Source organism: Jatrophihabitans sp. (assembly GCA_036399055.1).
Classification (GTDB): Bacteria; Actinomycetota; Actinomycetes; order Mycobacteriales; family Jatrophihabitantaceae; genus Jatrophihabitans_A.
Window position 1 is genome coordinate 1 of record DASWNX010000038.1, and the last position, 15,733, is coordinate 15,733.

10 protein-coding genes are annotated in these 15,733 nt (G+C 66.4%); 9 read left to right on the plus strand and 1 reads right to left on the minus strand.

Features of this window, described 5'->3' with window-relative positions; genetic code table 11:
• The 3 genes from VGB75_17330 to VGB75_17340 form a co-directional block, all read left to right on the plus strand.
• On the plus strand, positions 1-724 hold a 724-nt coding region (locus tag VGB75_17330; protein ID HEY0168811.1), incomplete at its 5' end, for a hypothetical protein.
• A gap of 409 nt (positions 725-1,133) precedes the next feature.
• Entirely contained in the window at positions 1,134-4,586 is a 3,453-nt protein-coding gene (locus VGB75_17335) for a DNA-directed RNA polymerase subunit beta (GenBank protein ID HEY0168812.1), read from the plus strand.
• Positions 4,587-4,671: 85 nt separating this feature from the next.
• A complete protein-coding gene (locus VGB75_17340; protein HEY0168813.1) occupies positions 4,672-8,571 on the plus strand; it encodes a DNA-directed RNA polymerase subunit beta' in 3,900 nt (1,299 codons plus the stop codon).
• A 218-nt stretch (positions 8,572-8,789) separates the two neighbouring features.
• Here the strand turns inward: VGB75_17340 and VGB75_17345 are convergent, their stop codons facing one another.
• Positions 8,790-8,996 (minus strand): cold-shock protein, encoded by a 207-nt coding sequence (locus VGB75_17345; GenBank protein HEY0168814.1) that lies wholly within the window; start codon positions 8,994-8,996, stop codon positions 8,790-8,792.
• 1,293 nt (positions 8,997-10,289) lie between these two features.
• On the opposite strand from VGB75_17345, the gene rpsL reads away from it, so the two are divergent.
• From rpsL to rplC, 6 genes are all read left to right on the plus strand, one after another.
• Positions 10,290-10,664 (plus strand): 30S ribosomal protein S12, encoded by a 375-nt coding sequence (rpsL, locus tag VGB75_17350; protein HEY0168815.1) that lies wholly within the window; start codon positions 10,290-10,292, stop codon positions 10,662-10,664.
• Positions 10,664-11,134, plus strand: a complete 471-nt coding sequence (gene rpsG / locus VGB75_17355) for a 30S ribosomal protein S7 (protein ID HEY0168816.1) — start codon at positions 10,664-10,666, stop codon at positions 11,132-11,134. Before rpsL ends, rpsG begins: the two co-directional genes overlap by 1 nt.
• A 61-nt stretch (positions 11,135-11,195) precedes the next feature.
• Positions 11,196-13,292 (plus strand): elongation factor G, encoded by a 2,097-nt coding sequence (gene fusA, locus VGB75_17360; GenBank protein HEY0168817.1) that lies wholly within the window; start codon positions 11,196-11,198, stop codon positions 13,290-13,292.
• Between the two features lie 89 nt (positions 13,293-13,381).
• Positions 13,382-14,575, plus strand: a complete 1,194-nt coding sequence (gene tuf / locus VGB75_17365) for an elongation factor Tu (GenBank protein HEY0168818.1) — start codon at positions 13,382-13,384, stop codon at positions 14,573-14,575.
• Between the two features lie 175 nt (positions 14,576-14,750).
• Positions 14,751-15,056, plus strand: a complete 306-nt coding sequence (gene rpsJ, locus VGB75_17370; protein HEY0168819.1) for a 30S ribosomal protein S10 — start codon at positions 14,751-14,753, stop codon at positions 15,054-15,056.
• Positions 15,057-15,078: 22 nt separating this feature from the next.
• Positions 15,079-15,732: a 50S ribosomal protein L3 gene (rplC, locus tag VGB75_17375; protein ID HEY0168820.1), complete on the plus strand. Its 654-nt coding sequence runs from the start codon at positions 15,079-15,081 to the stop codon at positions 15,730-15,732.
• Position 15,733: the final 1 nt, after the last annotated feature.

A 15,733-nucleotide genomic window follows, 5' to 3' on the forward strand; every position in this document is an offset into this window, starting at 1 on the left:
GACGTCGCGGGCCCGCCGCGCGGCCGCCACGCCTGAGGGACTTCGCCGGCCCTCGCCCCGGCCCTCGCCGTCCGCCGCCGCAGCCACGGCGGCTGGGCCCGCTGCAGTCGCAGCGGCTTCGGCGGCTGATCCTGCCACCGCCACGGCGGCTGCTCCCGTCGCCGACTCTGCGCCCGACAGCCTGGACGCGCAGCCGGCCGAGCTGGTGAGCCGTCCGCCGTCGGAGGAGGAGAGGGACCGGCGCGCCCCGACCTGGCTGGTCGCGGTGCTGACGGTCCTCGTGCTGGCGTTGGGCGGCCTGGACGGCTGGCTGCTGACCTCACAGCCTGCGTCGGGTTCGCGGGCCGAGCGTGACCAGGCGCTGTCCACCGCCAAGTCGGCCGTTCCGCTGATCCTGTCCTACAACCACCAGCGGTTCGACTCCGATGTGGCCGCCGCCAAGGCCCGGCTGACCGGTCGGGCCGTCACCGACTACGTCCAGGCGATGGCCAAGACCATCAAGCCGACGGCGACCAAGGTCCAGGCGGTCGTGCAGGCCCAGACCAATGGCGCCGGCGTCGAGGCGGTGTCCGACGACGGCGCCCAGGTGACGGTGGTGGTGTTCGGCGAGCAGAAGGTCACCAACACCTCGCTCAAGGCGCCTCGACTCGACCTGTTCCGGGTCCGGGTCACCCTGGACCGGGTCCAAGGGCAGTGGCTGGTGTCCAAGTTCGACCAGATTTAACGACCCGCCCGATGCCTGCGTCGGCGCCGCGTCGCCGTCGCCGGGCGCGGATGCTTGACGCGCGGTCCCTGGCGGGGCACCCTGTGCGTGCACTGCAGGAAAGCCTCGCAGGGCCATTGACTACGGCAACTCCCGGCTGGAATCCTTTGCCGAAGACGCGCTCGGGCAGTTGGCTCCCGACCGCAGCAGCGCCACTAATGGGTGGCCTGGACAGGTGTGCCGATCTCGGCTAGACTGCTAATTTGCGCTGCCCTCAAACAACCGTTGGCCCGTACAGGGTCTACTTCCTGCTGTCTGAGACGGAACGGAAAAACTGGTAGGACCGGGCCGGCGCAACAGATCAGAAGCTGCAGTGCTGCGGGTAGCCCCAGCAGGGCAGCGGTGGACCAAGTCCTCGGAAGGACGCATCTTGGCAGTCTCTCGCCCCGGTAAGTCCGAATCGCAAACCACGATTGGGGGCATCCCCGGATCTCCTGTTCGCACTTCTTTCGCCAAGATCAGGGAACCGCTCGAAGTTCCCAATCTGCTGGCTCTGCAGACGGAATCGTTTGACTGGCTGGTCGGCAACGCCGCCTGGAAAGAGCGGCAAGCTCGCGAGGCCAGCTCGTCCGGCCTGGTCGCGCTCTCCGGACTCGAAGAGATTCTCGGTGAGATCTCACCGATCGAAGACTTCTCCGGCTCCATGTCCCTGTCCTTCTCCTCGCCTCGCTTCGAGGACGTCAAGGCCTCCATCGAGGAGTGCAAGGACAAGGACATGACCTACGCCGCTCCGCTGTTCGTCACCGCGGAGTTCACCAACAACACCACTGGCGAGATCAAGAGCCAGACGGTGTTCATGGGCGATTTCCCGATGATGACCCGCAAGGGCACCTTCGTCATCAACGGCACCGAGCGTGTCGTGGTCTCCCAGCTCGTCCGCTCGCCCGGCATCTACTTCGACCGCAACCTGGACAAGACCTCCGATGTGGACGTCTTCTCGGTCAAGGTCATCCCCAGCCGCGGCGCCTGGCTGGAGTTCGACGTCGACAAGCGCTCGACCGTGGGCGTCCGGATCGACCGCAAGCGCCGGCAGCCGGTCACCGTGCTGCTCAAGGCACTCGGCTGGAGCTCGGACCGGATCCGGGAGCACTTCGCCTGGTCGGAGACCCTGCTGGCGACCCTGGAGAAGGACCACATCCCGGGTCAGGACGAGGCGCTGCTCGACATCTACCGCAAGTTGCGTCCAGGCGAGCCCCCGACCAAAGAGTCGGCGCAGGCGTTGCTGGAGAACCTGTTCTTCAACCACAAGCGCTATGACCTGGCCAAGGTCGGCCGCTACAAGGCCAACAAGAAGCTCGAAGTCAGCACCGACATCAACCACGGCAACCTGACCGAAGAAGACATCGTCAAGACCATCGAGTACCTGGTCCGGCTGCACGCCGGCGAGGACGGCTACGAGGTCGATGACATCGATCACTTCGGCAACCGCCGGCTGCGCACCGTCGGAGAGCTCATCCAGAACCAGATCCGGGTCGGGCTCTCGCGGATGGAGCGGGTCGTCCGCGAGCGGATGACCACCCAGGACGTCGAGGCGATCACGCCGCAGACCCTGATCAACATCCGCCCAGTGGTGGCCTCGATCAAGGAGTTCTTCGGGACCTCGCAGCTGTCGCAGTTCATGGACCAGACCAACCCGCTGGCCGGTCTGACCCACAAGCGCCGGTTGTCCGCCCTCGGCCCTGGTGGGCTCTCGCGTGACCGCGCCGGCATGGAGGTCCGTGACGTCCACCCGTCGCACTACGGCCGGATGTGCCCGATCGAGACCCCTGAAGGCCCGAACATCGGCCTGATCGGCTCGCTGGCCTCCTATGGCCGGGTCAACGCCTTCGGCTTCGTCGAGACCCCGTACCGCAAGGTCGAGGCCGGCACCGTCACCGACCAGGTCTTCTACCTGACCGCCGACGAGGAGGACCGGGCGACCATCGCCCAGGCCAACGCGCTGATCGACGCGCACGGCAAGTTCACCGAGGGCAAGGTGCTGTGCCGCAAGAAGGGCGGCGAGGTCGAGCTGCTCGAGCCCGACGAGGTCGACTACATGGACGTCTCGCCGCGCCAGATGGTGTCGGTGGCCACGGCCATGATCCCGTTCCTCGAGCACGACGACGCCAACCGGGCGCTGATGGGCGCCAACATGCAGCGTCAGGCTGTGCCGTTGCTGCGCTCGGAGTCCCCGCTGGTCGGCACCGGCATGGAGCTGCGCGCCGCGGTGGACGCCGCTGACGTCGTGGTGGCCGACAAGGCCGGTGTGGTCGAGGAGCTCTCGGCCGACTACATCACCGTGATGGCCGACGACGGCACCCGCAACACCTACCGGTTGTCCAAGTTCGCCCGCTCCAACCAGGGCACCAGCTTCAACCAGAAGCCCATCGTCAACGAGGGCGACCGGGTCGAGGTCGGCCAGGTGGTGGCCGACGGCCCGTCCACCGACTGCGGAGAGATGGCGCTGGGCAAGAACCTGCTCGTGGCGTTCATGCCGTGGGAGGGCCACAACTACGAGGACGCCATCATCCTCAACCAGCGGATCGTGCAGGACGACGTCCTGACCTCCATCCACATCGAGGAGCACGAGGTCGACGCGCGCGACACCAAGCTAGGCGCGGAGGAGATCACCCGTGACATCCCGAACGTCTCCGACGAGGTGCTGGCCGACCTCGACGAGCGCGGCATCATCCGGATCGGCGCCGACGTGGTCACCGGTGACGTGCTGGTCGGCAAGGTCACGCCCAAGGGCGAGACCGAGCTGACTCCGGAGGAGCGGTTGCTCCGGGCGATCTTCGGTGAGAAGGCGCGCGAAGTCCGTGACACCTCGATGAAGGTTCCGCACGGCGAGGCCGGCAAGGTCATCGGCGTCCGGGTCTTCTCCCGCGAGGACGGCGACGAGCTGCCGCCGGGCGTCAACGAGCTGGTCCGGGTCTACATCGCCCAGAAGCGCAAGATCCAGGACGGTGACAAGCTGGCCGGCCGGCACGGGAACAAGGGCGTCATCGCCAAGATCCTGCCGCCTGAGGACATGCCGTTCCTGATCGACGGCACCCCGGTCGACATCGTGCTCAACCCGCTGGGGGTGCCCGGCCGCATGAACATCGGCCAGGTCCTCGAGACTCACCTCGGCTGGGTCGCCAAGACCGGCTGGGAGGTCGAGGGCAACCCTGAGTGGGCGGCTCGGTTGCCTGAGCCGGCTCGGGCGGGCGCTCCTGGCAGCAATGTGGCGACGCCGGTGTTCGACGGCGCCCGAGAAGAGGAGATCACCGGTCTGCTCGACTCGACCCTGCGCACCAGGGACGGCGACCAGCTGATCGGCAGGACCGGCAAGGCGCAGCTGATCGACGGCCGCTCCGGCGAGCCGTTCCCGGAGCCGGTCTCGGTCGGCTACGTCTACATCCTCAAGCTGCTGCACCTGGTCGATGACAAGATCCACGCCCGTTCGACCGGGCCGTACTCGATGATCACCCAGCAGCCGCTCGGCGGTAAGGCCCAGTTCGGCGGCCAGCGCTTCGGTGAGATGGAGTGCTGGGCCATGCAGGCTTACGGCGCGGCTTACGCGCTGCAGGAGCTGCTGACCATCAAGTCCGACGACATCCTCGGCCGGGTCAAGGTGTACGAGGCGATCGTCAAGGGCGAGAACATCCCCGAGCCCGGCATCCCCGAGTCGTTCAAGGTGCTGCTGAAGGAACTTCAGTCGCTGTGCCTGAACGTCGAGGTGCTGTCCAGCGACGGGGTCGCCGTCGAGATGCGCGACACCGACGACGACGTCTTCCGGGCCGCTGAAGAACTCGGCATCGACCTGTCCCGGCGTGAGCCGTCCTCGGTCGAAGAGGTCTAGTCCGCTGTCCGGCGGCGCCCGCGCCGCCGGACTCGGATGCGAATCTGCACCACCCACGGTTTTACAGACGTAGAAGGTAGGAACCTTGCTCGACGTCAACGTTTTCGACGAGCTGCGTATCGGCCTGGCCACCGCTGACGACATCCGCCAGTGGTCCCACGGCGAGGTCAAGAAGCCCGAGACCATCAACTACCGGACTCTCAAGCCTGAGAAGGACGGCCTGTTCTGCGAGAAGATCTTCGGTCCCACCCGGGACTGGGAGTGCTACTGCGGCAAGTACAAGCGGGTCCGCTTCAAGGGCATCATCTGCGAGCGCTGCGGCGTCGAGGTCACCCGTGCCAAGGTGCGCCGTGAGCGGATGGGCCACATCGAGCTCGCCGCGCCGGTCACCCACATCTGGTACTTCAAGGGCGTCCCGTCCCGGCTGGGCTACTTGCTCGACCTGGCCCCCAAGGACCTTGAGAAGATCATCTACTTCGCCGCCTACCTGATCACCAAGGTCGACGCCGAGACCCGGCACCGCGACCTCCCGACCCTCGAGGCCGAGATCAGCGCGGAGAAGTCCACCCTGGAGAAGCGCCGGGACTCCGACATCGACGCCCGGGCCAAGAAGCTCGAAGCCGACCTGGCCGAGCTCGAGGCCGAGGGCGCCAAGAGCGACGTCCGGCGCAAGGTCCGCGAGGGCGGCGAGCGCGAGATGCGCCAGCTGCGCGATCGCGCCCAGCGTGAGATCGATCGCCTCGACGAGGTGATGGACACCTTCCGCAAGCTCGACGTCAAGCAGCTGATCTCCGATGAGATGCTCTACCGCGAGCTGCGCGACCGCTTCGGTGAGTACTTCGAGGGCGGCATGGGCGCTGAGTCCCTGCAGACCCTGATCGCCGGCTTCGACCTCGACGCCGAGGCCGAGTCGCTGCGCGAGACGATCCGCTCGGGCAAGGGCCAGAAGAAGATTCGCGCGCTCAAGCGGCTGCGGGTGGTGGCGTCCTTCCTCAACACCACCAACTCCCCGCAGGGCATGGTGCTCGACTGCGTTCCGGTGATCCCGCCGGACCTGCGTCCGATGGTCCAGCTCGACGGTGGCCGGTTCGCCACCTCCGACCTCAACGACCTGTACCGCCGCGTGATCAACCGCAACAACCGGCTCAAGCGACTGATCGACCTCGGCGCGCCCGAAATCATCGTCAACAACGAGAAGCGGATGCTGCAGGAGTCGGTCGACGCGTTGTTCGACAACGGCCGTCGTGGCCGTCCGGTGACCGGTCCGGGCAACCGCCCGCTCAAGTCGCTGTCGGATCTGCTCAAGGGCAAGCAGGGCCGGTTCCGTCAGAACCTGCTCGGCAAGCGGGTGGACTACTCCGGCCGCTCGGTCATCGTGGTCGGCCCGCAGCTCAAGCTGCACCAGTGCGGCCTGCCCAAGCAGATGGCCCTGGAGCTGTTCAAGCCGTTCGTGATGAAGCGGCTGGTCGACCTCAGCCACGCCCAGAACATCAAGTCCGCCAAGCGGATGGTGGAGCGGGCCCGCCCGGTCGTCTGGGACGTGCTGGAAGAGGTCATCCGGGAGCACCCGGTGCTGCTCAACCGCGCGCCGACGCTGCACCGTCTGGGCATCCAGGCCTTCGAGCCTCAGCTGGTCGAGGGCAAGGCGATCCAGATCCACCCGCTGGTCTGCACCGCCTTCAACGCTGACTTCGACGGTGACCAGATGGCGGTGCACCTGCCGCTGTCGGCCGAGGCTCAGGCCGAGGCCCGGGTGTTGATGCTGTCGACGAACAACATCCTCAAGCCCGCCGACGGCCGTCCGGTGACCATGCCGACCCAGGACATGATCCTGGGCCTGTACCACCTGACGACGCTCCGGCCGAACCAGGAAGGCGCCGGTCAGGCGTACTCCTCGCCGGCCGAGGGCGTCATGGCCCGCGACGCCAAGGCGCTCGGCCTGCAGGCGCCGGTCAAGATCCGGCTGCAGGGCGTCACCAGCGTCGACAACGGCGCCGGTGAGCCCTGGGTCGCCCCCGAGGGCTGGCAGCCTGGCGACCAGTTGCTCGTCGAGACCACCCTGGGCCGGACGCTGTTCAACGACACGTTGCCCGCGGACTACCGGTTCGTGAACTACGAGGTCACCAAGAAGGAACTGGGCCAGATCGTCAACGACCTGGCCGAGCGGTACCCGAAGGTGGCCGTGGCGCACGCCCTGGACAACCTCAAGGCCGCCGGTTTCTACTGGGCCACCCGGTCCGGCATCACCATCGCGATCGACGATGTGGTCACCCCGCCGAAGAAGGCGGAGATCCTGGAGCGGTACGAGAAGGACGCCGAGAAGATCGAGAAGCAGTACCGGCGTGGTGTCATCACTGTCGACGAGCGCCGTCAGGAGCTGGTCGAGGTCTGGACCAAGGCGACCGGCGAGGTCTCCAAGGAGATGGAAGCCAACTTCCCCAAGACCAACCCCGTGTACATCATGGTCAACTCCGGCGCTCGCGGAAACATGATGCAGATGCGCCAGATCGCAGCCATGCGTGGTCTGGTGGCCAACCCCAAGGGCGAGATCATCCCGCGTCCGATCAAGGCCAACTTCCGTGAGGGCCTGTCGGTGCTGGAGTACTTCATCTCCACCCACGGCGCTCGCAAGGGCCTGGCCGACACCGCTCTGCGTACCGCGGACTCCGGTTACCTGACCCGTCGCCTGGTGGACGTCTCGCAGGACGTGATCATCCGCGAGGACGACTGCGGCACTGAGCGTGGCGTCAAGCTGGCGATCGCCGCGGCTGGCGCTGACGGCCGGCTGGTCAAGGACAGCCACGCCGAGACCAGCGTGTACGCCCGGGTGCTCGCCGAGGACGTGGAGGTCGACGGCGTCGTCGTCGCGGCCTCTGGCGCTGACCTCGGTGACGTGCTGATCGAGGAGTTGGTGACCCGCGGCGTGTCCGAAGTCCGGGTGCGCAGCGTGCTGACCTGTGAGTCGGCGTTGGGCACCTGCGCCAGCTGCTACGGCCGATCGCTGGCCACCGGCAAGCTGGTCGACGTCGGCGAGGCGGTCGGAATCATCGCCGCCCAGTCGATCGGTGAGCCCGGCACCCAGCTGACGATGCGCACCTTCCACACCGGTGGCATCGCAGGCGATGACATCACCCACGGCCTGCCCCGCGTCGCCGAGCTGTTCGAGGCACGGGTGCCCAAGGGTGTCGCGCCGATCAGCGAGGCGACCGGACGCATCCGCCTCGATGAGGTCGAAGGCACGGGCAAGGGTTCCGGTCGCAGGATCGTCGTCACGCCTGACGACGGCGCCGAGGAGATCGAGTACCCGATCCTGCGTCGTGCCCGCCTGCTGGTCAGTGACGGAGACCGGGTCGAGGTGGGCCAGCAGCTGGTCGCCGGCGCGGTCAACCCGCACGACGTGCTGCGGATCATGGGCCCTCGCGAGGTGCAACTGCACCTGGTGCGCGAGGTCCAGGAGGTCTACCGCAGTCAGGGTGTGGCGATCCACGACAAGCACATCGAGGTGATCATCCGGCAGATGCTCAAGCGCATCACGGTGATCGACTCGGGAGCCACCGAGTTCTTGCCTGGTTCGTTGGTCGAGCGGGCCAAGTTCGAGGCCGAGAACCGTCGGGTGGTCGCCGAAGGCGGCGAGCCCGCCTCGGGTCGCCCGGTGCTGATGGGTATCACCAAGGCGTCGCTGGCCACCGAGTCGTGGTTGTCGGCAGCGTCCTTCCAGGAGACCACCCGGGTGCTCACCGACGCCGCGATCTCGGCCAAGAGCGACTCGCTCGTCGGTCTGAAGGAGAACGTGATCATCGGAAAGCTGATCCCGGCCGGCACCGGCATCGCCAAGTACCGCAACGTCGAGGTCAACCCGACCGAAGAGGCCCGCGCCGCGGCGTTCTCGATGGCCGGCTACGACGAGAGCGACTACTACGGCTTCGGTCAGGGCGGTGGCCAGGCCGTCGCCCTGGATGACTTCGGGTACAACGACTTCCGCTGACCTGAAAGCACGACCGCGGGCCGGTGACCCTGAAGGGGGTCACCGGCCCGCGGCCGTTTCCAGGGGGTCACCGACCCGCGGTCGTTTAAGGCTCTGGCCGCTCAGGACCGTGCAGGGCGCGCTGCGGCGCCTGCGGGCGCCTGCGGCAGCGCACTCGGGCTGAGGAACGAAAGAAGGGCCGCACCCATCGGGTGCGGCCCTTCTGTCAAACTGCGAACTTAGATCGGGCGAACGTTCTCCGCCTGCGGGCCCTTCTGGCCCTGGGTGGTGTCGAACTCGACCCGCTGGTTCTCGTCCAGGCTCCGGTAGCCATCGCTGGCGATCGCCGAGTAGTGGACGAAGACGTCCGGTAGTCCATCGCCGTCGGGAGCGATGAAGCCGAAGCCCTTTTCGCTGTTAAACCATTTGACGGTTCCCTGTGTCATGTGTCTTTCTCCTTGCTAAATGCGGTTCGAAGCCCACACCGCGTGGACTCCGGGTTGTCGTCTTGTGTTACCCCGCCGTTCAGCCGAGAAGAACAAAACGCCCGCTGCTAGTACCCGCGGGCGTTCAGAGAAACGATCGTGGAAAACTGCAACTGCAACCACGGAAAACCGTAGCACGAATGCTCAGGCCGTTGTGCACCTTCCCCCAGAACCGGCCGCGCGCCGGACACAGGCCCCGTTCCGCCGGGCCCAAGCTCCTCGTTGGGTGGCGCGGGTCACGATCACTGCGGGGGTGCGGGCCATCCCGTCCGCGAGCGCGCCCCGTCCTGGCGCTGCGGGCCGCGCCAGTCTCACGTCGGCGAACAGCGCCAGTGCCACGCCGGCGAACAGCGCCGGTCTCAGGCCCGCGAACAGCGCCGGTCTCAGGCCCGCGAACAGCTCCCGGCTTGCCGCCTTGGGCCCCCGCGCGCGCATCCGTCCGCGGCGGCGACCCGAAGGGGGGAGTGGGTCAGTTTGACCCCAGAAGGTGCTTAGGTTGAGCCGTGGAGCCTACGTTTTTTCGGCAGCGTCCCAGGCGCCGTGCGTTCATCCGGCGGAGGGGTCGCTACGAAGTCTGGCGCGTCGACGCCGAACCTACGGAGGTATGGGAATGGGACCTGGATGCGTTCCTGGACGGCCGGCGCTGGCCTGCTGACTATTGGGCGGCGGTCCACGAGGCTCAGCGGGCCTTTCGTGAAGCCGACGATTCCTGGGTGGAGTTTCCCTCGGGCCGCCGGGTCGCAGTACCGCCTAGCGGCTAGGTGGCCCTAGCAGCCTGTGACGTAGGGATTCGGCCAAGGCCCCGGCCCGGTGCTCGTAAGACCGGCTAGGGCCGCCTCGCTTACTTGCGCGCGCACCCGGAACGTAAACCCTGCCGACGACGAAAGCAGCCCGAAAACCCATCCTCTTCACACTGACCCACTACCGAAGGGGGCTCGATTTTGATCCCAGACCGGGCAACGGTATTGTTTGACTTTGTGCCCGGAGCCTCCGGGCGCTCACCTGTGTGCGTCGCCGGCTCCTGCTGATCGAAGCGGGTCCTTGACGCACCGGGGCCGTCCGGCAGTCCTGCGGTGAAATCTTCCGCGGACAGCCCTGGGATGGGGCGCGACACGCCCGACCCCGTGGACCGGATGGGAACAACAGCAGAGCAGACACGTTGCCGGGCGGTGAGCCTGGCGAGGCTGGAGAAGTCCAGCCCGCCGGTGGACCTTTCCACGACGTACCGCAGACGAAGGGGAGATTGCAGGCCGCATGCCTACGATCCAGCAGCTGGTCCGCAAGGGGCGGCAGGACAAGATCAGCAAGACCAAGACCCCGGCGCTGAAGGGTTCTCCGCAGCGACGTGGGGTCTGCACGCGTGTGTACACGACCACGCCTAAGAAGCCGAACTCCGCGCTGCGCAAGGTCGCTCGCGTCCGGCTGACCAGCGGGATCGAAGTCACCGCCTACATCCCCGGTGTCGGCCACAACCTGCAGGAGCACTCCATCGTGCTCGTGCGCGGCGGCCGGGTGAAGGACCTCCCCGGCGTCCGTTACAAGATCATTCGCGGTTCGCTGGACACCCAGGGTGTCCGCGGCCGCAAGCAGTCACGTAGCCGTTACGGCGCGAAGAAGGAGAAGAGCTAATGCCCCGTAAAGGCCCGGCTCCCAAGCGGCCCTTGGTCATCGACCCGGTCTACCAGTCCGGTCTGGTGACCCAGCTGGTCAACAAGATCCTCACTGACGGCAAGCGCTCCACCGCCGAGAGCATCGTCTACGGCGCGCTGGAAGGCTGCCGCGAGAAGAACGGCACCGACCCGGTGGTCACGCTCAAGCGCGCCCTGGACAACGTCAAGCCGACCCTTGAGGTGCGCAGCCGCCGCGTCGGTGGCGCGACCTACCAGGTTCCCGTCGAGGTCCGCACCCCGCGCCAGACCACGCTGGCCCTGCGCTGGCTGGTCGGCTACTCGCGGGCCCGTCGTGAGAAGACCATGACCGAACGCCTGATGAACGAGTTGCTGGACGCCAGCAACGGCCTGGGCGCGAGCGTCAAGCGCCGTGAGGACACCCACAAGATGGCCGAGTCGAACAAGGCCTTCGCGCACTACCGCTGGTAACACCCACTGGCGTCCAGTTCAGCCTGCAAGCTGACGAAGCAAATCTGACGAAGAAGGAATGATGGCCAACAACGTTGAGCTCGCCAAGACCCGCAACATCGGGATCATGGCGCATATCGACGCGGGCAAGACGACGACTACCGAGCGGATCCTCTACTACACCGGCATCAACTACAAGATCGGTGAAGTCCACGACGGCGCAGCCACCATGGACTGGATGGAGCAGGAGCAGGAGCGCGGTATCACGATCACGTCGGCCGCGACGAAGTGCACCTGGAAGAACCACACGATCAACATCATCGACACGCCCGGGCACGTGGACTTCACCGTAGAGGTGGAGCGCTCGCTGCGGGTGCTCGACGGTGCTGTCGCGGTCTATGACGGCGTCGCCGGCGTCGAGCCCCAGACCGAGACCGTCTGGCGGCAGGCCGACAAGTACAGCGTTCCGCGGATGTGTTTCGTCAACAAGCTCGACCGCACCGGGGCCGACTTCTTCCGCTGCGTGCAGATGATGAAGGACCGGCTCAACGCCAACACCCTGGTGCTGCAGATCCCGATCGGCAACGAGGGCGACTTCATCGGCGTCGTCGACCTGGTCGAGATGCGCGCCCTGACCTGGCGCGGCGAGACCGCGCTGGGCGAAGAGTTCGCCATCGAGGAGATCCCCGCCGAGCTGGCCGAGCAGGCCGCCGAGTGGCGCGAGAAGCTCATGGAGACGCTGTCCGACGTCGACGACGAGGTCGCCGAGGCCTACCTCAGCGACCAGGCTCTGACGGTTGCCGAGCTAAAGGCCGCGATCCGTCGGGCCACCCTGGCCGACAAGGTGAACCCGGTGCTGACCGGCTCGGCGTTCAAGAACAAGGGCGTCCAGCCGATGCTCGACGCCGTGGTGGATTTCCTGCCGTCACCGCTGGACGTCGACCACATCGACGGCCTGCTCATGGACGGCCTCACCGTCGCCGAGCGCCGCGCCGATGAGTCCGAGCCGCTGTCGGCCCTGGCGTTCAAGATCGCCACCGACCCGCACCTGGGCAAGCTCACCTACGTCCGGATCTACTCCGGCGTGGTCGAGAACGGCGCGCAGGTCCTGAACTCCACCAAGGACCGCAAGGAGCGCATCGGCAAGATCTACCAGATGCACGCGAACAAGCGTGAGGAACTGCCCCGCGCCGGCGCCGGCGACATCATCGCCGTGGCGGGCCTGAAGCAGACCACCACTGGTGACACGCTGTGCGACCCGCAGAAGCCGATCGTCCTGGAGTCGATGACCTTCCCGGCCCCGGTCATCTCGGTCGCCATCGAGCCCAAGACCAAGAGCGACCAGGAGAAGCTGGGCGTCGCGATCCAGAAGCTCGCCGAAGAGGACCCGACGTTCCAGGTCCACGGTGACGAGGAGACCGGCCAGACCATCATCGCCGGCATGGGTGAGCTGCACCTGGAGATCCTGGTCGACCGGATGCGGCGTGAGTTCAAGGTCGAGGCCAATGTCGGCAAGCCGCAGGTCGCCTACCGCGAGACCATCCGCAGGACGGTCGAGCGCGAGGACCTGACCTACAAGAAGCAGACCGGCGGCTCCGGCCAGTACGCCAAGGTGCAGATCCGGCTCGAGCCGCTGGAGCGCACCACCGACGGCCCCGCGTACGAGTTCGTCAACGAGGTGACCGGCGGCCGGATCCCCAAGGAGTTCATCCCTTCGGTGGACCAGGGCGCGCAGGAGGCCATGCAGTACGGCATCCTCGCCGGTTACCCGCTGGTGGGCGTGCGCATGGCGCTCACCGACGGTGGCTACCACGACGTGGACTCCTCCGAGATGGCGTTCAAGATCGCCGGCTCGATGGTGTTCAAAGCGGCTGCCCGCAAGGCCGACCCGGTCCTGCTGGAGCCGATGATGGCGGTCGAGGTGATCACGCCCGAAGAGAACATGGGTGATGTGATCGGTGACCTCAACTCGCGGCGCGGTCAGATCCAGGCGATGGAGGAGCGTTCCGGCGCTCGCATCGTCCGGGCGCTGGTGCCGCTGTCGGAGATGTTCGGTTATGTCGGTGACCTGCGTTCCAAGACGCAGGGCCGGGCGAACTACTCGATGCAGTTCGACTCCTACGCCGAGGTACCGACCAACGTGGCGAAGGAAATCATCGCGAAGGCGACCGGGCAGTAAGCCAGTCCCGAGCTCTAGCACCCGGCATCACCAACATCCATAAGACCAAGTAGACGGCCAACAGCCCGACCAAAGGGAGAGGATCCACAGTGGCGAAGGCGAAGTTCGAGCGGACGAAGCCGCACGTCAACATCGGCACCATCGGTCACATCGACCATGGCAAGACGACGCTGACCGCAGCCATCACCAAGGTGCTGCACGACAAGTACCCGACCCTGAACCAGGCGTCGGCGTTCGACCAGATCGACAAGGCGCCCGAAGAGCGTCAGCGCGGCATCACCATCTCGATCGCGCACGTCGAGTACCAGACCGAAGCCCGTCACTACGCGCACGTGGACTGCCCCGGTCACGCCGACTACATCAAGAACATGATCACCGGCGCGGCGCAGATGGACGGCGCGATCCTGGTTGTCGCGGCGACCGACGGCCCGATGCCCCAGACCAAGGAGCACGTGCTGCTCGCCCGTCAGGTCGGCGTGCCCTACATCGTGGTGGCGCTGAACAAGTCGGACATGGTCGATGACGAGGAGATCCTCGAGCTCGTCGAGCTCGAGGTCCGCGAGCTGCTCAACCAGTACGAGTTCCCGGGTGACGATGCTCCGATCGTCCGGGTGTCGGCGCTGAAGGCTCTGGAAGGCGACGCCGAGTGGAGCGAGAAGCTGCTCGGACTGATGGACGCCGTCGACGAGGCCATCCCGCAGCCGGTTCGTGAGACCGAGAAGCCGTTCCTGATGCCCGTTGAGGATGTGTTCACGATCACCGGTCGTGGCACCGTCGTCACCGGCCGCATCGAGCGCGGTGTCCTCAAGGTCAACGAGACCGTCGACATCATCGGCATCAAGGAAGGCAAGACCACCACCACGGTGACCGGGATCGAGATGTTCCGCAAGCTGCTGGACGAGGGTCAGGCCGGCGAGAACGTGGGTCTGCTGCTTCGTGGCATCAAGCGCGAAGACGTGGAGCGCGGCCAGGTCATCATCAAGCCGGGCACCACGACGCCGCACACCGACTTCGAGGCCAACGTCTACATCCTGTCCAAGGACGAGGGTGGCCGGCATACGCCGTTCTTCAACAACTACCGCCCGCAGTTCTACTTCCGCACCACGGACGTGACCGGTGTGGTGACCCTGCCTGAGGGCACCGAGATGGTCATGCCCGGTGACACCACCGAGATGACGGTCGCGCTGATCCAGCCGATCGCCATGGAAGAGGGTCTGCGGTTCGCGATCCGTGAAGGTGGCCGCACCGTCGGCGCCGGTCGGGTCACCAAGATCAACAAGTAACACTCGTTGGAAGTTCGGCGGCCGGGCAGCCTGCTCGGGGCTCGGCCGCCGGACCACACGTCACACCGCTTCGATCCGTGACCACGGACCGCGAGCTTGAACCTGAGCACCAGATCGACTCCGTGCGAGCGCTGGCGCGAGCACTATCGACCACAGTGAGGACGAGAAAGCCACCATGGCTGGACAGAAGATCCGCATTCGGCTCAAGGCCTATGACCACGAGGCCATTGACGCCAGCGCGCGAAAGATCGTCGAAACCGTGACGCGCACCGGCGCTCGCGTTGTCGGGCCGGTGCCCCTGCCGACCGAGAAGAACGTGTACTGCGTCATCCGCTCGCCGCACAAGTACAAGGACAGCCGCGAGCACTTCGAGATGCGCACCCACAAGCGTCTCATCGACATCCTGGACCCGACGCCCAAGACGGTCGACGCGCTGATGCGCATCGACCTACCGGCCAGCGTCGACGTCAACATCCAGTAGCAGCGGTTAGCGAGAATTCATCATGACTAGTCAGAGCAAGGTGATCCGCGGCATTCTGGGCGAGAAGCTCGGCATGACCCAGGTGTTCGACGCCAACAACCGGATCGTTCCGGTGACCGTCGTCAAGGCAGGGCCGTGCGTGGTGACCCAGATCCGGACCCAGGAGAAGGACGGCTACACCGCCGTCCAGCTCGCCTACGGCCAGATCGATCCGCGCAAGGTGACCAAGCCGTTGTCAGGTCACTTCCAGGCAGCCGGCGTAACGCCACGGCGCCACGTGATCGAGCTGCGCACCTCCTCGACCGAGGGCTATGAGATCGGCCAGGAGTTCGGCGCGGACATCTTCGTCGACGGCGCGTCGGTAGACGTGACCGGCACCACCAAGGGCAAGGGCACCGCCGGTGTCATGAAGCGCCACGGGTTCCACGGCGTGTCGGCATCCCACGGTTCCCACCGCAACCACCGCAAGCCGGGCTCCATCGGCGGCTGCTCGACACCCGGTCGGGTGTTCAAGGGCATGCGGATGGCCGGCCGGATGGGTGTCGACAGGCAGACCACCCAGGGACTTCGTGTCATCCGGGTCGACGCCGAGCGCGGTCTGCTGCTCATCGAAGGCGCCGTGCCCGGCCCCAAGGGCGGCCTGGTTCTCGTCCGTACCGCAGTGAAGGGAGCCTGAT